The organism is Corynebacterium sp. MSK158 (assembly GCF_030229085.1).
Classification (GTDB): domain Bacteria; phylum Actinomycetota; class Actinomycetes; order Mycobacteriales; family Mycobacteriaceae; genus Corynebacterium.
The window spans coordinates 184,672-205,877 of record NZ_JASPHJ010000001.1 but is presented as its reverse complement, the minus strand read 5'-3'; the positions used below and the strand labels follow the sequence as shown (position 1 = coordinate 205,877).

16 protein-coding genes are annotated in these 21,206 nt (G+C 61.5%); 11 read left to right on the top strand and 5 right to left on the bottom strand.

Annotated elements, in window-relative coordinates:
- The first annotated feature begins 23 nt into the window (after nucleotides 1-23).
- Together hutH and QP915_RS00940 are read left to right on the top strand one after the other, a co-directional pair.
- Nucleotides 24-1,577 (top strand): histidine ammonia-lyase, encoded by a 1,554-nt coding sequence (gene hutH, locus QP915_RS00945; RefSeq protein ID WP_284767519.1) that lies wholly within the window; start codon nucleotides 24-26, stop codon nucleotides 1,575-1,577.
- A gap of 73 nt (nucleotides 1,578-1,650) precedes the next feature.
- Nucleotides 1,651-2,241 (top strand): flavin reductase family protein, encoded by a 591-nt coding sequence (locus tag QP915_RS00940; protein ID WP_284767517.1) that lies wholly within the window; start codon nucleotides 1,651-1,653, stop codon nucleotides 2,239-2,241.
- Here QP915_RS00940 and QP915_RS00935 read toward each other — a convergent pair.
- Nucleotides 2,224-3,009 (bottom strand): SGNH/GDSL hydrolase family protein, encoded by a 786-nt coding sequence (locus tag QP915_RS00935; RefSeq protein ID WP_284767516.1) that lies wholly within the window; start codon nucleotides 3,007-3,009, stop codon nucleotides 2,224-2,226. The genes QP915_RS00940 and QP915_RS00935 overlap by 18 nt on opposite strands.
- Nucleotides 3,010-3,198: 189 nt before the next feature.
- Here QP915_RS00935 and hutU point away from each other — a divergent pair, with 189 nt between their 5' ends.
- Nucleotides 3,199-4,875: a urocanate hydratase gene (gene hutU / locus QP915_RS00930; protein ID WP_284767515.1), complete on the top strand. Its 1,677-nt coding sequence runs from the start codon at nucleotides 3,199-3,201 to the stop codon at nucleotides 4,873-4,875.
- Nucleotides 4,876-6,045, top strand: coding sequence for an imidazolonepropionase (gene hutI / locus QP915_RS00925; RefSeq protein WP_284767513.1), 1,170 nt, complete (start codon nucleotides 4,876-4,878; stop codon nucleotides 6,043-6,045).
- Here hutI and QP915_RS00920 read toward each other — a convergent pair.
- Nucleotides 6,042-6,950 (bottom strand): hypothetical protein, encoded by a 909-nt coding sequence (locus QP915_RS00920; RefSeq protein WP_284767512.1) that lies wholly within the window; start codon nucleotides 6,948-6,950, stop codon nucleotides 6,042-6,044. The genes hutI and QP915_RS00920 overlap by 4 nt on opposite strands.
- 79 nt (nucleotides 6,951-7,029) lie before the next feature.
- Between QP915_RS00920 and QP915_RS00915 the strand changes: the two genes are divergently transcribed.
- Together QP915_RS00915 and QP915_RS00910 are read left to right on the top strand one after the other, a co-directional pair.
- Nucleotides 7,030-8,889: a DEAD/DEAH box helicase gene (locus QP915_RS00915; RefSeq protein WP_284767510.1), complete on the top strand. Its 1,860-nt coding sequence runs from the start codon at nucleotides 7,030-7,032 to the stop codon at nucleotides 8,887-8,889.
- Between the two features lie 148 nt (nucleotides 8,890-9,037).
- Nucleotides 9,038-10,264, top strand: a complete 1,227-nt coding sequence (locus QP915_RS00910) for an HNH endonuclease signature motif containing protein (RefSeq protein WP_284767509.1) — start codon at nucleotides 9,038-9,040, stop codon at nucleotides 10,262-10,264.
- A gap of 20 nt (nucleotides 10,265-10,284) precedes the next feature.
- Here the strand turns inward: QP915_RS00910 and QP915_RS00905 are convergent, their stop codons facing one another.
- From QP915_RS00905 to putP, 3 genes are read right to left on the bottom strand one after another with little or no spacing between them, the layout of a single operon-like run.
- Entirely contained in the window at nucleotides 10,285-10,734 is a 450-nt protein-coding gene (locus QP915_RS00905) for a DUF2269 domain-containing protein (protein WP_284767507.1), read from the bottom strand.
- A gap of 44 nt (nucleotides 10,735-10,778) precedes the next feature.
- Entirely contained in the window at nucleotides 10,779-11,357 is a 579-nt protein-coding gene (locus tag QP915_RS00900; protein ID WP_284767505.1) for an HNH endonuclease family protein, read from the bottom strand.
- A 37-nt stretch (nucleotides 11,358-11,394) separates the two neighbouring features.
- Nucleotides 11,395-12,960: a sodium/proline symporter PutP gene (gene putP, locus QP915_RS00895; RefSeq protein WP_284767504.1), complete on the bottom strand. Its 1,566-nt coding sequence runs from the start codon at nucleotides 12,958-12,960 to the stop codon at nucleotides 11,395-11,397.
- A 180-nt stretch (nucleotides 12,961-13,140) separates the two neighbouring features.
- Between putP and QP915_RS00890 the strand changes: the two genes are divergently transcribed.
- From QP915_RS00890 to QP915_RS00870, 5 genes are read left to right on the top strand one after another with little or no spacing between them, the layout of a single operon-like run.
- On the top strand, nucleotides 13,141-16,164 hold the full coding sequence (locus QP915_RS00890; protein ID WP_502869300.1) for a DEAD/DEAH box helicase: 3,024 nt from the start codon (nucleotides 13,141-13,143) through the stop codon (nucleotides 16,162-16,164).
- Between the two features lie 3 nt (nucleotides 16,165-16,167).
- Entirely contained in the window at nucleotides 16,168-16,989 is an 822-nt protein-coding gene (locus tag QP915_RS00885; protein WP_284767501.1) for an SWIM zinc finger family protein, read from the top strand.
- On the top strand, nucleotides 16,989-18,107 hold the full coding sequence (locus tag QP915_RS00880; protein WP_284767499.1) for a metallophosphoesterase family protein: 1,119 nt from the start codon (nucleotides 16,989-16,991) through the stop codon (nucleotides 18,105-18,107). Before QP915_RS00885 ends, QP915_RS00880 begins: the two co-directional genes overlap by 1 nt.
- A complete protein-coding gene (locus QP915_RS00875) occupies nucleotides 18,107-20,692 on the top strand; it encodes an AAA family ATPase (RefSeq protein WP_284767497.1) in 2,586 nt (861 codons plus the stop codon). The genes QP915_RS00880 and QP915_RS00875 overlap by 1 nt, the downstream gene beginning before the upstream one ends.
- Before the next feature lie 5 nt (nucleotides 20,693-20,697).
- Nucleotides 20,698-21,204 (top strand): MarR family winged helix-turn-helix transcriptional regulator, encoded by a 507-nt coding sequence (locus QP915_RS00870; protein WP_284767496.1) that lies wholly within the window; start codon nucleotides 20,698-20,700, stop codon nucleotides 21,202-21,204.
- Nucleotides 21,205-21,206: the final 2 nt, after the last annotated feature.

The window sequence follows — 21,206 nt, the reverse complement described above, 5'->3', positions numbered from 1 at the left end:
CCTTATTTAAAGGAGTTTTTGCCATGCCTAACGCCTACCCAACTACCGTGACCGTTAACATTGGCGCGCTGAGCATCGAGGATGTCGTTGCCGTTGCCCGCTATGGGGCGACGGTGGAGATTGCGCCCGAAGCCTTAGAAGAGGTGGCCGCCACCCGCGAGCGCGTAGAAGAACTCGCGCAAGATCCCACCCCGGTGTATGGCATTTCCACTGGCTTTGGCGCGCTCGCTCGCCGGCATATCCCAGAGGAGATGCGCGCCCAGTTGCAGCTTTCCCTTGTGCGTTCGCACGCTGCAGGCACCGGCCCAGAGGTAGAAGAAGAAGTTATCCGCGCACTGATGCTGCTGCGCCTGTCTACCCTGTGCACCGGCCGCACCGGTGTGCGCCCCGTGGTGGTGGAAACCTATGCCAAGGCCCTTAACGCCGGCATTGTGCCGGTGGTGCGAGAGTATGGCTCACTGGGCTGCTCCGGCGATTTGGCGCCGCTTGCTCACTGTGCGCTCGCCTTGCTAGGAGAAGGCGAGGTGCGCGTAAACGGCGAGCTGCAGGATGCGCGCGACGCCCTGGTCGCGGCCGGCATCGAGCCGCTGCAGCTGCGCGAGAAGGAAGGCCTAGCGCTTATCAACGGCACCGATGGCATGCTCGGCCAGCTCTGCCTGGCCATTACTGACCTGCGCGCGGCCGCAAAGACCGCCGATATTGCCACCGCCATGACCGTGGAGGGCCTGCTGGGTACCCTCGTGGTCTTTGCGGATGACCTGCAGCAGCTGCGCCCGCACCCAGGTCAGGCTGATGCCGCGGCCAATATCCTCCAGGTAGCCGAGGGATCACAGATCTTGGAAGCTGCACTCGAGGAGTTCAAAAAGAATCAGGTACAAGATGCCTACTCCGTGCGCTGCGCCCCGCAGGTAGCCGGAGGCTTCCGCGATACCTTGGCGCATACCACCCAGGTGGCCGAGCGCGAGCTCGCCGCCGCGGTGGATAACCCGGTGGTAACCAAGGATGGTCGCGTGGTCTCCAATGGCAACTTCCACGGCGCGCCGGTAGCCTATGCGCTCGACTTCCTGGCTATTGTCACCGCGGACATGGCCTCCATTTCTGAGCGCCGCACCGACCGCTTTCTGGATCCGGCGCGCAACCGCGGGCTGAATGCCTTTCTTGCCGACGACCCTGGTGTTGACTCCGGCCACATGATTGCCCAGTACGCCCAGGCCGGCATCGTGAGCGAAATGAAGCGCCTAGCCAACCCATCTTCGGCCGATTCCATTCCGTCTTCGGCCATGCAGGAAGACCATGTGTCTATGGGATGGTCCGCCGCCCGCAAGCTGCGCAAGGCCGTGGATGGCCTACAGCGCGTGCTCGCTGTAGAGATCCTCACCGCCGCCCGCGCCATCGACATGCGCGAGGGCACCCCGGCCAAGGGAACCGGCGCGGTGATTGAGAAGCTGCGTGAAACCGTCAAGGGTCCAGGTGTGGACCGCTACCTGTCTCCGGAAATCGAGGAGACTGTACGCCTAGTCAAGGAAGGCGCTCTTATCGACGCCGTCGAGAACGCTACTGGAAAGCTGCGTGGTTAATATGTCGACCATTTCCTGGCATCCACAGACCGAACCTAACCCCTTGCCATTTTCGCCCTTTAAGGCGAGCACGGTGCCACGACCTATTGGTTGGCTCTCCAGCGTTGACGGTCAAGGTCGCGAAAATATCGCCCCCTATAGCCAGTGGCAAAACCTCACCTTCGATCCACCCATGGTGATGTTCTCGGCTAACCAGTACCCGGATGGTCGCCGCAAGGACACGGTCCTCAATGCCGAGGACACCGGCTGGTTCGTATGGAATATGGCCACCTATGACCTGCGTGAAGAGGTCAATAAATCCGCCCAAGTACTGGATTATGGCGAAAGCGAATGGGATCGCCTTTCCGTGACCAAGGAGTACGCGGACAATCACCGCATTCCCATGGTGAAGGAATCGCCAGTGAAGTTCGAGTGTCAGTACAAGACCACCTTGCGCGTGCCAGGCAACTCCAAGGTGGGCACCATCGACCTCGTGGTAGCGGATGTTAAGACCATTCACATCGATGAATCCGTCATCGACGAGGACGGCAAGCTGGACATCCTCAAGATTAAGCCCATTGCGCGCATGGGTTACTTTGACTACACCGTGGTCACAGAGCGGTTCGAGATGCGCGTTCCCGGTTCCGATGACGCCGCGCGCGCCGGGCTAGAGGGCAGCGCGTAGCTCCTTGGCCATGGCTACCTGTCCGGCGTGGGTGGGGTGCATGGGGAAGGAATTGGTCTCCTCGCCCGTAAAATCCACCCACGGCGAGGGGGAGCAGGCGGTGTGGTCTAGGGCGGCGTCGGCAAGCACGTAAGTAGCCCCATTGCGCTCGGCGGCCTCGCGCACCGCCTGGTTGATGCGCTCGATGGAGCGAGCCAACCACTCCCGGTCACTGGCCGGGATTTTTTCTATGTAGGGGCAGGTCTCCCCACGCTTGATCAGCGGAAGGTAGCCGGTGGCAAGGATCTTCGCGTTAGGGGAGCGGCGGTGAATCTCCTCGTAGACCTTGTCGAGCCGGCGGGGCAGATCGCGAATTTCCAGGTCTATCTGCGCGCCGGATTCCGCCTGGCAAATATCATCCGTGGCGCACTGGGTAAGGCGCACGAAGCTGGCGTCATTGCCGCCGATGGACAGGCTCACCAGGTCGGTGTCCTCGCGTAGGGCGTCCACCTGGGCAGGGTGCTCGCCGGCCGAGGAAAGTACGTCGAGGGTGCTAGCGCCCTGGCAGGCTACATTGGTGAGCTCCGCGTCCATTTCCTTGGCTGCAAGCTCGGGGTAGGAATCCTGCGCGCGCACGCAGGTATTGGGCGGATCGAGCGGCAGTGTGGTTGAGCCCATGGCCGCATAGGAATCCCCCAGCGCGACATAGTGGGGTGGCTGCGGTTCCTCGGCGGGGGTGGAACAAGCGGCGAGGAGAGCCACGGAAAGGAGGGGGATGAACCGACGCATGCAGGCCATCGTAGATCACTCCGCGGGTGTCTCATATACGAGACAGTTCGGGTTCGTGTGGCATGGTACACAGAGCTAGGTCACAGTACCTTGTGACATGTGACGCTGAACAAGTCCTCGGGGACAGCCCCGGGACACCGGCCTAGGGGGCTTGGGAAGGCGTCGAACAAGCACGACGAAAGGAAGCCCATGTCTCAACCACGCGAAGTACGCGCGCCGCGCGGAACCGAACTGTCCGCCAAGTCCTGGCAGACCGAAGCGCCCCTGCGCATGCTCATGAATAACCTCGACCCCGAGGTTGCCGAGCGCCCCGAGGACCTCGTGGTCTATGGCGGCACCGGCCGCGCAGCACGCAGCTGGGAAGCCTTCGACGCCATCGTTGAATCCCTCAAGGACCTCGAGTCCGATGAGACCCTGCTGGTGCAGTCCGGCAAGCCGGTAGGCATTTGGAAGACCAACGAGTGGGCACCGCGCGTGCTCATCGCTAACTCCAACCTCGTGGGAGACTGGGCTAACTGGGAGCACTTCCGCAAGCTCGAGGACGAGGGCCTCATGATGTACGGCCAGATGACGGCCGGATCCTGGATCTACATCGCCACCCAGGGCATCCTGCAGGGCACCTTCGAGACCTTCGCGGCTGTGGCGAAGAAGCGTTTTGGCGGCAGCTTGGCCGGCACCTTCACCCTGACCGGTGGCTGCGGCGGCATGGGTGGCGCACAGCCGCTGTCCGTCACCCTCAACGGCGGCGCCTGCCTCATCGTGGACGTGGACGAGACCCGCCTGAAGCGTCGTCAGCACAAGCGCTACCTAGATGAGGTTGTCACCGACCTCGACGAGGCCCTGAAGCTGGTCCTGGATGCCAAGGAAAACAAGAAAGCCCTGTCCGTCGGCCTCGTGGGCAACGCCGCTGAAGTCTTTCCGGAGATCCTGCGCCGCCAGCGCGCCGGGGAATTTACCGTAGATATCGTCACGGACCAGACCTCCGCACATGACCCGCTGTCCTACCTGCCTTCTGAAATCACCATGGACGACTGGCACAACGAGGCCAAGGCGGATCCGACCACCTTTACCAAGAAGGCTCGCGAGTCCATGGCCGCCCAGGTCCAGGCCATGGTCGAGTTCCAGGATGAGGGTGCCGAGGTCTTCGACTACGGCAACTCGATCCGCGATGAGGCCCGCAAGGCCGGCTACCAGCGCGCCTTCGAGTTCCCGGGCTTCGTTCCGGCCTATATCCGCCCGCTCTTCTGCGAGGGCCTGGGCCCCTTCCGCTGGGCCGCGCTTTCCGGCGACCCAGAGGACATTAAGGTCACCGACCAAGCACTCAAGGAGCTCTTCCCGGACAACGAGCACCTGCACAACTGGCTCGACGCCGCCGAAGAATACGTCGAATTCGAGGGCCTGCCGGCACGCATTTGCTGGCTGGGCTACAACGAGCGCCACAAGGCCGGCCTGCTCTTTAATGACCTGGTCCGCGAGGGCAAGATCAAGGCGCCGATCGTCATCGGCCGTGACCACCTGGATTCTGGTTCCGTGGCATCCCCATACCGCGAAACCGAGGCCATGCTCGATGGCACCGATGCCGTGGCTGACTGGCCGCTGCTCAACGCCATGACCGCCGTATCTTCCGGCGCTACCTGGGTTTCCCTCCACCACGGCGGTGGCGTGGGCATGGGCCGCTCCATCCACGCCGGCCAGGTCACCGTTGCAGATGGCACCGAGCTCGCCGCGGCCAAGCTGCGCGCGGTGCTCACCAATGACCCGGGCATGGGCGTTATCCGCCACGTCGATTCCGGCTACACTCGCGCGAAGGAGGTCGCCGACGAGCGCGGCGTCCGCATTCCGATGGAATTCAAGGCAAGGGACTAGATGAGCACACTTTTTACCGGCATTTCAGAACTCCGTACAGTCAGCGAGCGTGGCACGCTTAACGACGCCGCCATTATCGCCCAATCCGGCACCATCGCCTGGGTCGGCCCAGCCTCCGAGGCACCGGCCGCCGACGAGAAGGTGGACTTAGGCGGCCGCGCCGTCCTGCCCGGCTGGGTAGATTCGCACACCCACATGGTCTTCGACGGTGATCGCTCCGCCGAATTCGAGGCCCGCATCTCCGGCGGTTCCTACGAAGCAGGCGGCATCGCGGTGACCATGGACGCCACCCGCCAGGCCGGGACCGATCGCCTGGACCAGCTGGTGGCGGACCGCGTGGCCGCCGGCCGCCGCGGAGGCACCACCACCTTCGAGACTAAGACGGGCTACGGACTCAATACCGAGTCCGAGGTGGAGGCCGCAAAGGTTGCCTCCCGCCACGTCGATGACGTGACCTTCTTGGGCGCGCACCTGGTCCCGCCGGGTGCGGACGCGGAGGAGTACCTCGACGAGGTCGTTGGCCCCATGCTCGAGGGCGTTGCTCCCTACGTGCAGTGGATCGACGTCTTCTGCGAGCGCGGCGCCTTCAACGAGGAACAATCCCGCCGCGTGCTGGAGGCCGGTAAAAAGTTGGGCCTCGGCCTGCGCGTGCACGGCAACCAGCTAGGCGAGGGACCGGGCGTTGCCCTCGCCGTCGAACTGGGCGCGGCCTCGGTAGACCACGTCAATCACCTAACCGACGAGGACGTCGAGCTGCTGGCCAATTCCGATACCGTGGCCACCATGCTGCCGGCGTGCGACCTGTCCACCCGCGAGCCGCTCGCCCCGGGCCGCACGCTTCTCGACGCCGGCGCTACCCTCGCCATCGCCTCCAACCTCAACCCCGGCACGTCCTATACCTCCTCGATGAATTACTGCGTGACCACCGCGGTCCTGCAGCAACACCTCTCCGTCGATGAGGCCATCCACGCCGCCACCACCGGCGGAGCGACCGCCCTGCGCCGCCACAACGTTGGCAACGGCCTCGACCCGCAGGGCCGCCCCGCTAAGGGCACCATTGTGGAGGGCGCCGCCGCGGACCTGCACGTGCTCGACGCCCCCAGCGCCGTGCACTTGGCCTACCGCCCAGGCATGCCACTGAGCTATCGCACCTTTATCGCCGGAGCCTAGCGCTCCTCTAGAAAGGTCGCCGCTATCTGATATAGTCGGCGGCCTTTTTCTTTTGTCATATGCAGCCACGCGTCTTTTTTGCCGATAAAGACCGCCCGCGATCCATCCGGATCTTCTACCATAAAGAGGGTTTCTTCGTCTTGTGCACCATGAACAGTCCATGACTCTGGGTCGTAGAGGCGACGGAAGCGCCCTAGCTCTATCTCTACGTCCGTGCGGGTGATAGCCGGTGGCCGGTAGGGGAGGTTATCGGGGCCGTAGTCCTTTCGCGGTCCTTTTCTTTCTCCGCGCTCAAAGTCGCTATAGAGCTCGCTCACCTGGGCGCGCACCAGCCCATTGTTGTCCTCCGTGGATTCTATGCGCAGGCATAAAGGGTGCCGAGGCCGTGAAGTAAAGCAGGAGTATAGGCGGCCTACCTTAGGCTTATCAACAGCACTAAAAGTCACAAACTTGGCACGAGATGCGAAATCAAACTCCACCGGAAAGTAAGTAGTTTTCTCGTTGTCCACCACGCTGCCAAGGCTAAGAAGCTTAGGACGTGCGGCGTATTCAGTGCGGTGAAAGCGCACTGGATCTAGCTCCACCACATAAAACTCAAAATTGTCCTCCACCTTAGTTATGCGAAAAACGGGGTTTAGGTGAAAGCGGCGGTCTGTAATGTGTACAAACTCGCCATGCTGTGGCCGACGGCTGCGCCTAGTGGGGTAGATCAGGCCCGTAGACAGCGAGGACAGATAAAGATCTACCGGAGGGTCCAGTTCCGTGCTGAACCCTGGATACGAACTTAGCTTGGCACGGATACGTGCTTGGTCGTAAAGGAACCGTGGGCGTGGATGAGACATGAACTGCACCTTAGAAGAAGGACGCGACGCCACGCTTCGGTGTTTTCGAACTGCTTCGAACATTGCAGGAAATCTGGGCTAGGAAAGCCGAGGAGCTGCGCAATGGAGTTTGTGGCTGCAATCGCGTAGGGTTGGTGAAGCAATGAGCATTACCGATAACGCCACCGGCGGCGTCAACGAGCCGGAAGATTTTAATAAGTCGGAATCTCAGGACAACTCGCAAGGTGTCACCAAGGACACCAGGGCTGCGAATACTTCTGAGGACACCGGCGCTGAGTCCGAAGATTCAGCCAACGACAACTCCCAGGGGTTCGCGCATCTTGGCCTGCCAGAGAAAATTCTGGAGGCCGTTGCGAAAGTAGGCTTCACCAAGCCTTCCCCCATTCAGGAAGAAACCATCCCGATCTTGATGGAAGGCCGCGACGTTGTCGGCCTCGCCCAGACCGGTACCGGCAAGACCGCAGCCTTTGCGCTGCCGGTTTTGTCGCAGATTGACACCAAAGCCCGCCATCCGCAGGCCCTCGTGCTCGCTCCAACCCGCGAGCTGGCCCTGCAGGTGGCGGACTCCTTCCAATCCTTCGCCGAGTCCCTCAAGGGCGTCGAGGTGCTGCCTATTTACGGCGGCCAAGCTTATGGCATTCAGCTTTCCGGTCTGCGCCGCGGTGCCCAGGTTATCGTGGGTACCCCGGGTCGCGTCATCGACCACCTGGAGAAAGGCTCGCTGGACCTGTCCCAGCTGCAGTTCCTCGTCCTCGATGAGGCCGATGAGATGCTGAACATGGGCTTCCAGGAAGACGTCGAGCGCATCCTGGAAGACACCCCGGACCGCAAGCAGGTGGCGCTTTTCTCGGCTACCATGCCGAACGCTATTCGGCGCCTGTCTAAGCAGTACCTCGACAACCCCGCCGAGGTCACGGTGAAGTCCGAGCGCCGCACCAATGACAACATCACGCAGCGCTTCCTTCTCATCCCGCACCGCGCAAAGATGGATGCCTTCACCCGCATCCTCGAGGTCATCAATTACGACGCCATCATCGTCTTCTGCCGCACCAAGCACGAGACCGAAGAAGTGGCTGAGACCCTGCGTGACCGTGGTTTCAGCGCCGCCGCCATCAACGGCGATATCGCCCAGGCGCAGCGTGAGCGCACCGTCGATCAGCTTAAGGATGGCCGCCTAGACATCCTCGTGGCTACCGACGTCGCCGCCCGTGGCCTCGACGTTGAGCGCATCACCCACGTGGTCAACTTCGATATCCCGAACGATACCGAGTCCTACGTGCACCGCATCGGCCGCACCGGCCGCGCGGGCCGTTCCGGCGAAGCCATCCTGTTCGTCACCCCGCGCGAGCGCCGCATGTTGCGCTCCATCGAGCGCGTGACCAACGCCCGCCTGGAAGAGATGGACCTGCCGTCCGTCGATGAGGTCAATGAAAAGCGCAAGGAAAAGTTTGCGCAGTCCATTACCAACTCCATGGACAATAAGCAGGCGGATTTCTTCCGCACCTTGGTGCGCAAATACTCCGAGGACAATAACGCGGCCATGGATGACATTGCCGCAGCCCTCGCCGTCATGCTGCAGGGCGGCAAGAACTTCCTGATGGAAGACAAGCCGCTTCCCAAGCCGAAGCGCGACCGCGAACGCCGCGACGATCGCAAGCGTGATTTCAAGGGCGGCGGCAAGGGCCGCGGCCCCAAGCGGCCGGACGGAGACTTTGAGACGTACCGACTGGACGTCGGCAAGCGGCAAAATGTGCGCCCGGGAGCTATCGTGGGTGCCATCGCCAATGAAGGCGGATTGTCGGCCAAGGACTTCGGCCGCATCACCATCGCGGTGGGCCATACCCTGGTTGACCTGCCAAAGAACCTTGACCCGGCAGTGCTGGACCGCCTGAAGGATACCCGTATTTCCGGCCAGCTGATCAAGATTCAAAAGGACACCGGCCGCCCGCCACGCCGTGACCACGGCGGCGGACGCAAGCGCGGTGGACGCTGGCGAGACTAGCATTTTCGACTGAATGGGCCTTTTCGGAGGCCCATTTTTTCGTGCCTTTTGACCTGCGGTTTTACTATAAACGGGGGTAGTGTGTCGGAGGGGTTTTGTATACTGAAAGCGCAAACATGTTCTAGAGAAACTTCTGCGGGGGAAGTCCATGAATGCGCCCTACTTTGCCAATACCAATCCAGCAAATTCCACCTCACAAGCAGCAACAGACATCCGCAAGGCCGAATACCTCCTCTGGAAGCGCCTGCATCCAGACCCGGATGATGATATCGAAATAATTAGCCAATCACTGTCAGATCTCACCGGAACGCGGCAGTCCCGAATTAGAAATATCATTTTCGCCTTTGAGCGATTACAGGAGCTGCCGCGCCTTAAAGCCCGGCAGGAAGAGCACTACCACTTAGATTTAGACCGCTTAATTACCATCGACCAGACGCTGTCCAAGTTGGGCGAGATTGGCACCGAACAATGCCTGCTTATCGACGCCGAATTAACCACCTACCTCACCCCCAAACGTCCCAACCAAAAATTACCGTCCCATCGCAACCTGCGGCGAAAGCTGCGGGAGCTCATTGTCCGCCTTGATCCCACCATCGCCGCACGCGACCCGCGGCGCAAGGAGTCCTATCACCTCGAGCCTACGGGCGGGGAGTGGGCCGCAGTGTGCCTCGATGTGGGCTTAGAGACTGCCGAAATCATCGACCGAAATATTCGCGGTGTGGCCACGGAGAAGGACATTTCCTTGGCTCAGGCTGCGGTCGAGTTGCTCACCGGCGAGGCCGAAGCCAAGGCGAAGGTGGTGCTCAATATGTACCGCTGCGATCTGCCGGATGCTCCGGCCTTCGTCCAAAGCTTGGGGTGGGTTTCACCGGAGGTTGCCGATGACATGCAATCGCGGGCCACGACCGTCCGCGACATGGATACAGCAGCGGAGGATGAAAGCGGAAACTATGTAACTCCGCCGCATATCCGTGCCTTTGTGGAGGGGCTCGATGGAACCTGCCGGTGGCCCGGATGTACGCGGCCGGCGATGGCTTCCCAGATGGACCATCGGCATGATTTCGCTGACGGGGGACCTACTTCGGCGGCGAACTTGACCTGCCTGTGTCAACATCACCACAACATTAAGACTGATGGGCGGGCGTTTTATATCAAGGACCCGATTAGCGGGGACGTCGTCTGGCTCTTTGAAGATTCGACTTGGGTCTATGACGAAGCCAGCGGACCGCTCGCGCCGAAGAATCGGAGATGGGCGCAGACTGTGGCACAGGCGACGCAGCGGCGTCGGCAAAATGCGCACGAGGATGCGCAAAAGCTGAAGGAAGAGCTAGAAAACGAGAAAAGGGACAGTGAAGACACTGTCCCAGAAGAATAAATGGCTCTCTAAAAGGCCACTTAGAAGTTGACGTACATCAGGATGAGGCAGATGATCCACAGGAGGTTGAATACGCCGCCGAATGCGGACAGCGGCTTCTTTGCTGCCGCGTAGTCGAAGGATTCAGTGGACTCGAGGGCGGCCATTGCCTTCTTCTGCTTTGGCAGAATGACGAAGAAGAGCAGGCACCATGCGACGATGGCAACCAAGATGGCGATGTGGAAATTGACCGCGGACTTGTAAGCGTCAATATCGGACAGAAATACGCCGAGGCCGAGGATAGGCACGATGGCAGAGATGTAGCCGTAGGTATTGGTGATGTTATACAGGGCGCGAGCGGAACCGAGCGCCGCGTGGTCGCCTTGTGCCGCCTTGGCCATTTGGGTCTGGAAGCTGGAGGTGGATACGCATACTGGGCCGATCAAGAGAATGGCTGCGGCCACGTGGAGGAATACAAGGAAAGAAGTCATTGAAAGAACCCTTCAATCGCGGAAAGTTGCCACGTCAACCCTAATCAATTCCCGGTGAGTACGGCTAACCGACATTGCCTTTGCATAACCCGCACGTCCTTGGAAGGCAGGGGAAGGGAGTACTTTCGAGCGATGTCGGCGAGGCGCCGGGAATAACCGCAGCGGTTGGCGGGAGGAAGCCAATCCGCAGGGAGGGAGTCTGACTTTTCTTGGTTGAGCTCACGGCTGGTAGCTACGAGATTGAGCGGGTCGTTGCCAAAGCGGACCTTGGTTTCGCGGTCCCACTCGGAAGCGCCAAGGTCATAGGCCGCGGAGAGGGGAAAGATATGGTCGATCTCAATGGGAGAGGTAGCGGGAATGGTGGTGCCACTATAGGGGTCATAAAGAGTCCCGCTGCGGGCGTGGCAGGCGTGGAGGGGATCGCTTGATTGGCTTTCTAGAATGACCTCGCGGGTGGTGCAGGCGCCGTGGGGCTGCCAGATGCCGAAGTCTTCGCGGTCGTAGCCGGTGGCCTCGGGGCGAGCTGGGAGAGTGGCAACATCAAAACGTGGAAAAGGCCACGCATACCATGCGCCGATGAGAACGGTAATGCATGATAGCGCGGCCAAGTAATAGGACTTCATGTCCTATTGGACTGCGCGGAGCGCAGGGTGGTTCCGACTATTTATCGGTGACCTTTTCTGCGGCTTCCTCGAAGTCGAGGTTGGAGTCATTTTCCACGAGCTTGGCCAGCTTGGTGGACTCTTCGAATTCGGCAACAACCTCTGGCTTAGGCTCCTTCGTGAGCTTGGAGACAATAACCGCCACGATGAGGGCCAGGAAGAAGCCTGGGACGATTTCGTAGAGGACGTCGGAAAGCGGAGACATGCCCCAGCCAATAGCAACGATTGCACCGGTAAGCATGCCTGCAATGGCACCGGCGGAGTTGAGGCGCTTCCAGTACAGGGAGAGCAAGATGATCGGGCCGAAGGCAGAACCAAAGCCTGCCCAAGCGAAGCCAACCAGACCCAAAATGGAGTCAGATGGGTTGATTGCCAGCAGGGCGGCGATGACCGCGATGGCGACGATGGCGGTGCGGGAGAGATTAATGAGGACCTGCTCGCCTGGCTTCTTCTTAGCAAAGATGAGGAAGAGGTCCTCGATGAGGGAAGTAGAGACGACGAGCATCTGGGACGACATGGTGGACATAATGGCGGCCAGAACCGCGGTCAGGACGAAGCCTGCGGGCAGTGGGTGCATCATGGCTTGCGCCATATCCAGGAAGATGGTTTCGAAGTTCTCCTGGTCGGTGATGCTGTGGCCGGTCTGGGTGAAGTAAACGGTACCGGATAGGGCGACGAAGATAGCGCCGATGACGGATAGGCCCATCCAGGTGACGCCGTAGAAGCGGCCCTGGCGGGCGTCGGAAGGCTTGCGCAGCGCCATGAAACGCACGATGATGTGCGGCTGGCCAAAGTAGCCCAGGCCCCAGGCAAGGTTGCCGATGATAACGCCAGCGGAAACGCCCGCGAACATGGAGAAGTAGTTGTCATTTTCCACTACGCCATCGGTGCCGTAGGCATTATTGCTTGCGAAAGAGAAGATGGAAGCAGGATCGCTGAGAGAGACGATTGCCATAATCGGCACGATCATCAGGGCGACGAACATAAGCACGCCCTGGACGACGTCCGTGTAGGACACCGCCAAGAAGCCACCGACGAAGGTGTAGAAGATGGTCACCGCGGCGATAACGAGCATGCCGGTGAGGTAGTCGCCACCGAAGGTGGACTCAAAGTAGCGGCCGCCGGAGACCATGCCGGAGGAGACGTAGAAGGTAAAGAAGAAGATGATGATGGCTGCGGAAATAATGCGCAGCAGACGGGACTTATCGTGCAGGCGGTTTTCAAAGAAGGACGGCACGGTAATTGAGTTGGCCGCAATCTCCGAGTAGGAGCGCAGGCGCGGCGCGACCCACTTCCAGTTTGCCCAGCAGCCAACGAGCAGGCCGATAGCCATCCATAGCTCGGACATGCCGGAGAGGAAGAGTGCGCCTGGCAAGCCCATGAGCAGCCAGCCGGACATGTCGGAGGCGCCGGCAGACAGTGCCGCTACGAATGGGTGCAGGCCACGGCCGCCCAAAACATAATCGTCATATTGATCGGTTTGCTTGTAGCTCCAATAGCCAATGGCTGCCATTGCGAGGAGATACACGATCATCGCAATGACGTACCAAGTTGATTCTTGCACGTTTTGCTCCTTGTAGATTTTGTAAAGGACATTCTTACGTTAACGAGGTCACAAGGTTAACCCAAGCGAAAATACAGGTGTGGCGCAGATCTCCGTTTGGATTTTCTGTCGTTCAACTGGGAAAAGAACGGAACATAACGAGCGTGTAACAAAATCAAATGGGCTGCTATGCTGGCGGCTATGGCTTCTTACCTCGTGCATGGACTGTGGCTCCCCGTTACGGGACTAGGTCTATGGATTGAACAGGTAGAAGGGCACAAGATCGTCATGCCCAACGCTGTTCCTGAGGGCACCTTTCCGCCGGCGGTGGAGTCCATCTTGGGGAAAAAGTCCTTCCGCAATCGGGCACGGGTTTCCCTGCGTACGCCCAAGGGCAAGGATGTCTCCCTGATGGTGCCGATGGCGATGTTTGGCCCAGAAGAGGCCGTGGCGGCGCTTGCCCAAATGGAGCACCTGAACCACAAGCCGCCCGCCACCATCGCGCCCGACCTCCAGTGGCTGATCCATGCCTACAGCGGCCTGTGCAAGTTCGTGCGCGCCGGGCGGGTGACCTTCCGGCTGGCTTACCAGGCCAATGAGTGGTTCCCCATGTGGCAGCTGGCCTCCGGCTTGGGCGAGCGCGGCTGGCTCGCGGAGATGATGGCGGCCGCGCCAGGAATCTTGCACGTTAATAACCGTGCGCTGTCGGATGATATGGCCGATGAGCTTACCCACTGGATTGCCTTCCGCGAGCTGCGGCCCGTGGCGGAGGCGCCGCGGCCGATGCCATGGCACGAGTTTGCTCGCGCCCTGCTCGATACGCGGCCGATCCGACGGGGGCGATCGCAGCTGCTGCGCGGGCTCAATGAGTGGAAGAACTCCATTTACGAGGTAGAGCTCCAGCTGGTCTACATCGTGGAGGAGCCGCTTGACGATGACCCGGATACGGCCAAGTGGCCAGTGCGCGTGCGGGTTCGCTCGGGCACGGATTCTCCGCGGCCGGTGTCGGCGCAGAGTTTGGATAGGGCGAGTGTGGAAAAGCTGCGCGAGGCTCACCGCAAAGCAGTGCGCATCGCACCCACACTGAGGGAGACCGCGCAACTGCCGCAGCCTGGCGACGGCGACTGGGACGTCTACCTTGAAACCCACCAGCTCACCCACTTTATTACCCACGAGGTGGATAAGCTCAAGGCCAGCGGCGTGACCGTCATGCTTCCCAAAGCATGGGCGCAGATGGAGACTAAGGCCAAGCTAGAAACCCACGAGGCCCGCGATCCGGCCGAGGCCGCCACGAAGAAGCACATCGGCATGAATAAGCTGGTGGACTATAACTGGCGCATGTCCGTGGGCGATGTGGAGCTGACCGAGGAAGAGATGGAGGACCTGGTCAATTCCAAGTCCGGCCTCATCCAGCTGCGCGGCAAGTGGGTCATGGCCGATAAGCAGGTCGTCTCCCAAGTCTCCGGCTACATGGACGCGCTGCGGGAGAAGGCCATCGCGCGCAAGAAGAAGGAGCTCGAGCAGCTAGCCGCCTCCGCGGAGATGGCCAAGCAGCTCGACGAGCCAGGGTGGGAAGCCCTGATGGCGGACGTGGAGCGCCGCCGCCAAGAATTCAACGAGGGCGGCGAGGAGCACGAGCAGGTCACCGTGGCTGAGCTGCGCGAGCTGGCGTTGGAGTCCATGACCCAAGAGCCCATTGAGTTCACCGGCAGCACCTGGCACACGGCGCTGCTCGGCGGGGTGGACAAGGTTGCCCCAGAGCGCGTGGAGATTCCTACGACTGTGCAGGCGGAGCTGCGCGAGTACCAGCGCCGCGGCGTCGATTGGCTGTATTGGATGTCACGCAATGGCATTGGGGCAGTGCTTGCCGACGACATGGGGCTCGGCAAAACCCTCCAACTACTGTCCCTCCTCGCGGTAGAAAAGGACCGCGGTGAGCAGACCGGCCCCACGCTCGTGGTGGCACCAACGTCCGTGGTGGGCAACTGGGCCCGCGAGGCCCAGCGCTTCGTCCCAGACTTCAAGGTTATGGTGCAGCATGGCTCGAGCCGTCCGCGTGGCGAGGACTTTGCCCAGGCCGCCGCCACATCCGACCTCGTGATTACCACCTACGGCACCGTGGGCCGCGATTTTAAGGACATGGGCGAGGTCGGCTGGCAGCGCGTTGTCCTCGATGAGGCCCAGGCGATTAAGAACTCCGCGACGCGCTCTTCCAAGGCCGTGCGCTCGCTGCCCTCGGAACACCGCGTGGCGCTAACCGGCACTCCCGTGGAAAATCGGCTCTCTGAGATGCGCTCTATCCTGGATTTCTGCAATCCCGGCGTGCTGGGCTCCGCATCATTTTTCCGCAATCACTTTGCCAAGGCCATCGAGCGCAATAATGACGAGGAGATGTCCGAGCGCCTCCGCCAGCTCACCGCGCCGTTTATCCTCCGCCGGGTAAAGACGGACCCGAATATCATCGATGATCTGCCAGAAAAGTCCGAGCAGATCCTTACCGTTTCCATGACCACCGAGCAGGCCGCCTTGTATAAGGCGCTGGTCAATCAGGTCAAGAAGGACCTGCAGGAAGCGACGGGCATCAATAAGCGCGGGCTGGTGCTGGCCTCTCTCACCCGCATTAAGCAGATTTGTAATCACCCCGCGCACTACCTGGGCGATAACTCGCCGGTGACGCTCAAGGGCAAGCACCGCTCCGGCAAGGTCAAAGAGCTCATGCGCATCGTGGACGAGGCCACCGAATCCGGCGAGCGTCTCCTGGTGTTTACCCAGTACAAGGCCTTTGGCGATATCCTGCAGCCCTACTTAAGCGACCAGCTCGGCCGGGAGATCCCCTTTCTCCACGGCGGGGTAAGCAAGAATAAGCGCGACCAGATGGTGGAGGACTTCCAGTCCGAGGACGGCCCGCCGGCGATGATCCTGTCGCTCAAGGCGGGCGGCACTGGCTTGAACCTCACGGCCGCCTCTATCGTCGTGCACATGGACCGCTGGTGGAACCCGGCGGTGGAAAACCAGGCGACGGACCGTGCCTTCCGCATTGGCCAGCGCCGCAATGTGCAGGTGTATAAGATGATCACCGCAGGTACGCTGGAGGAATCCATCCAGGACATCTTGGACGGTAAGACGCAGCTGGCCGGTGCCGTGGTGGGCGAGGGCGAAGGCTGGCTTACCGAGCTAGACCCAGATCAGCTGGCCGCACTCATGAGCTACCGGGGGAGGGAGTAATCCATGGCTGTTAAAGGCGACGACAACGTCATCTATGCCAATTTTGGTACCCGAAAACGAGTAAGCACCCCGGCCGAGGTCAATCACGTTGATCGCAGCGGGCGCATACTGTCCACCACGGCTGCGCGGATTGCGGCCTTTACCTCGCATGGCGCGGATCGCGGCCGAATTACTCGCGGCCGTCAGTATGCCGAGGGCGGCCACGTCGTAGGCCTCGAGGTGCGCAATGGCGCCATCCATGGCCGCGTGGCCGGCTCCCAGAACGAGCCCTTTGCGGTGCTCATCCAGCTGCCGTACCGCAATAACGACGATATTGCCCAGCTAGCCACCGAGTTCGCCCGCACCCCCAATTCCGTGGCCAATGCGCGCAAGGGCATGCTTTCCGACGCCGCCCTAGACACCCTCTTCGCCCACGAGGCCGAAGACTTGCGCCTGACCTGTGACTGCCCCGACGGCGAGTACGTATGCAAGCACATCGTGGCGGTGGGCGATAAGCTCGCCACTCGCGCCGATGCGGACCCGGCCGTCATCTTTAATATGCGCGGGCTGGACTTTGCCCGGCTGGAACGTATGGTCTTAGAGCAGGCCAAGGCGGTCAGCCGCGAAAGCTTCACCCCGAGCGATCTGTCCGAGGAAGAAAAGAATGACATTTTCTGGAACGGCCGCGAGCTGCCGAAGCTGCCGCAGCCCAAGGTCGCCCCGGCCATCGATGACTCCGATCCGGACCTGCTGCGCAAGGCCATGCGCTCGGTCTCGCATACCAACCTGGATCTCTTGCGCGCGGTATCCGATATTGAAGACCTCTACTACCACCTCTCGCACTAATGACTGCTACCACGTTTATCCATACCTCCGATTTTCAGCTGGGCATGACCCGGTGGTTTCTGAAGGGGGAAGCACAAGGCCGTTTTAACGATGACCGCGAGGCCGCCATCGTGCGGCTAGGCGAGCTGGCCGAGGAGACCGGCGCGGAGTTCATCGTCGTGGCCGGCGACGTCTTTGAGCACAATGCCCTCTCGCGCGACATCCTTGCCCGCGCCACGGAGATGTTTAAGCGCCTGCCGGTGCCGGTCTATGTCCTGCCGGGAAATCACGACCCGCTGGTGGCGGATTCGGTCTTTTATAAGACCAGCGCGGAGAATGTCCACGTCATCGCAGACTCGGAGCCCATCGAGGTCGCACCCGGCGTGGAGCTGGTCGGCGCGCCGTACCTGTCCAAGCGCGCGAACCACGACTTGGTCCGCCAAGCGCTCGAAGCGTTGGAGCCGGCCGCGGGCATTCGCATCGCCGTCGGCCACGGCCAGGTGGATTCCCGCTCCGGCGAGGATGACGCCGATACCATCGACCTTGCCTTTGTCGAGGGCTGCCTGGACCGAGGGGTGATCGACTACCTGGCGCTGGGAGATACCCACTCCACCGCCAGCCTCGGCGCCACCGGCCGGGTGTGGTTTTCCGGCAGTCCGGAAACCACGGACTATAAGGAAACGAGCACCGGCGGTGGCGAGGCCGATTCCGGCAATGCGTTGGTGGTGCGCGTGGGGGATAAGGTGGACGTCGACAAGCGCCGTATTGGCCGCTGGACCTTTGAAACCATTGATGCCGCCGTGGATTCCGCCGAAGACGTGGAACGCTTCCTCGCGCGCCTAGGCGAGTACCCCGATAAGGTGCGCACAGCCGTGAAATATAGTCTGCGCGGCACGCTCGGAGTCGAGGCCCACGCCCGTCTGCAGCGTGGCCTGGATGAGTACGAAGCCGTATTTGCCTCCCTGCGCCCGCGCGAGCGCACTATGGATCTCTACTTGGAGCCCAACGAGGAAGAACTAGCCAGCCTCGATATCTCCGGCTACGCGGCTGAGGCGCTGCATGAACTGTTGGATAACCGCGAGGATCCCGTCGCCCGCGACGCCGCCAACCTGCTATTCCGCCTGGAGGGACAGTCCTAATGCGCATACACCGCCTAGAACTCACCAACGTCCGCGGCATTGAGCACTTGGTCCTCGATGAGCTGCCCGAGACCGGCGTCGTGGTCATCCATGGCGAGAACGAGGCCGGCAAGTCCACCATCGTGGAGGCACTCGACGTGGTGCTCACCGAAAAGCACAGCGGCCGCTCCAAGCGAATTCGCTCCCTGCAGCCGGTGGGCAAGGACGTTGCCCCGGAAGTTACGGCCGAGCTAAGCGTAGGCGAGTACCGCTTCCGCATTGCCAAGCGTTGGCTGTCCAAAAAGTCCTGCGAGCTGACTATCACCGCACCCCGGCCGGCGCAATTTACCGGCAGCCAAGCCGATGATGAGCTGGAGCGCATCCTCTCTGAGCATTTGGATCGCTCGCTTGTCGACGCCCTCTTTATGCGCCAAGACGACACCGGCGAGGCCATTTCTGCCGTCGGCATACCCAGCCTAACCCGGGCGCTAGAGCGCGAATCCGGCCTGGCTGAGGAAGAAGTCTCCGGCGATGACTCCGCGTTGTTGGCCCGAGTGGATAAGGAATATCAGCGCTACTTCACCGCGGCGAAGGGTAATCCAGCAGGCGAGTACAAGGAATCCGCCGCAGCCCTAGCCCGCGCCGAAGAGGAATACACAGAAGCTACCCGGGTTCTGCGCGAGCTCGATTCCGTGGTCGAGCGTTACGAGCAACTCGAGCGCGACCAAGTCGCCGCTGAAGCAGAGCTCCCCGCCGCCCGCGCTGATCTCACCGAAAAACAGGCACAGGCCGAAGAAGCCGCTACCGCGCAGGCCACCCTGGACTCCCATAAGGCCACCCTCGCCCGTGCTTCAGAGGATCTTGCCCGTGTGCAAGCCGCCGTTTCCGAGCGCGCCGGGCTCGTCACCGCGGCCGAGGAAGCTGCCGCGGCCACCGAGGCCGCCCAGAATAAGCTGACCGCCGCCCAAGACAAGGCGAAAGAAGAAGCCGCGTCCAAAGAATCGCTGGAGAAGCAACTAGCGGAGGCCAAGGAGGACTATGCCGCGGCCCGCAGCACTTTGAAGCAGGCACGTCGCCTACAGGATAAGCAGAAGTTTGAACAGCTCAGCGCCCGGCTGGATTCGCTTGACGGCCTAGCCGCCGAGGTAGACCAGGCACGTGCGGCCATCGCTCAGCGCGGCCGCGAGGTCACCGCGGCCGATATCACCGGCCTGCATAAAGCGGACTCGGCGTTGTCGGTGGCAGAGCGCCTGCACGAGGCTGCCGCCGCCAAGGTGCATTTTTCCGGACCTGCCGGCTCCACCATCCGAGTCGATGGCGAGGACATCGAGGTGGGGGAGGATACCGCCGTCGAGCTTGTCGATTCCCGAGTAATCACCATCGGCGATATCACCGCCCGCTTCTCGGCCGGTTCCTATTCCGCGGAGGACACCCAGCGCGATGTGGAACAAGCCCGCACCCGGCTGCACGAGCTGCTCGATACCCTCGGCGTAGAATCAGTGGCCGCGGCCGAGGAAGCCCATGAGGTGCACCGTGCACAGAACGACGCCCTCGATGCCGCCACCCGTGCCCTTGCCGCGGAACTGGGACCGGATGATTTGGGCGAGCTGCGTGCCCAGCATGCCGCACTGGCTGAGAAAGCCGCGGACCTTGCAGACGCGAAAGAGATAGACCTCGCCGCCGCCGAAGCCGCGGAGGAAGCAGCCAGCGAAAAGGTCGATGCGCTCGACCGCGAGCTCCTGCCGTACCGCGAAAGCCGCCTAGCTCATGAGGTAGTTCGCCTGGATGCCGAACATGCTGCGGCCCGGGAAAACGCGCAGCGCGTGACTCGAGACCTTTCCTCCGCACGCGAACGCGCCGCCGACGAGGACCTGGGCGCCGAGGTCACCCGCCTAGAAGGCGTCGTGGGAGACCTGCGCGGGCAGCTCGAACAAATGGAAGCTGTTGACCTCAATACCGCCAACTCCTTGGTAGAAGGCGCGCAATCCCACCTGGATTACCTCACCGAACGCATCCAACGCTGCGAGGTGGATCTTGGCCGGCTTTCTAGCGAGGTGAATTTCCATTCCGGTGCCGCCGAGCGCGCCCAACAGGCCACCGCGGGGGTGGAGATGGCCCGGGCCGTGTACGAGAGTGTGGACAAGCGTGCGCAAGCCGCCCGCTACCTGCGCGAACTTTTGCTCAAGCATCGCGATGCCGCCCGCCAGCGCTATGCCGCGCCCTTCGTGGCCGCGCTCTCACAGTTGGCGCGCACCGTTTATGGTGGCGAAATCACCTTTGAGCTGGATGACGACCTCCGCGTGACCACCCGCACCCAGGACGATGAGACGGTAAGTCTGGCTAGCCTTTCTGGTGGTGCCCGCGAGCAACTGGCCATCCTTACCCGCTTTGCCATTGCGCAATTAGTGGGGGCGGAGTCGGTGCCGGTCATCGTCGATGATGCGCTGGGCTCTACTGACGCGCACCGTCTGCAACTTATGGCTACGCTCTTTTCCCATGTCGGCCGGGATAATCAGGTATTGGTCTTTACCTGCATGCCAGAGCGCTACTCCCGGGTGCCGGGACGCGATGAGCGCGGCATAGCTTCCCTCAAAGGGGTAATCTAGGTCCCATGCCTTATCAAACTCGCTGGTTAAACGACGAAGAGCAGGAGCTATGGCGCCTGCTCCTTGGCGCCGTGCGCAAGATCGATAGGGGAATGGATGAGACGCTTAAGGCCGGCGGTGAGGTATCTGCCTCCGAGTTCGCCGTGCTCGTAGCCCTGTCCGAGGCACCGGAACAACGCCTGCGCCTGCACGAGCTATGCACGCAGTTGGAGTGGGATCGCTCCCGCGCCTCCCACCAAGTAACCAGGATGGAAAAGCGCGGCCTGCTCACTAAAGAACCGGACGAGGAAGATGCTCGCGGCATCAACGTGTGCGTGACCCACGTTGGCCTAGAACACCTGCGGCGTGCCGCTCCGGAGCACGTGGAATCCGTGCGCCGTATGGTCTTTGACCATCTGCAACCCGAGGACGTACCGGCGCTGCGGCGCTTTTTCACCGGAGTTCTTCAGGTCAAAAACATCCCGGGCTATGAGGGGTACGTGCCCGATTCGCTACTACACGGAAAGGATTAAGC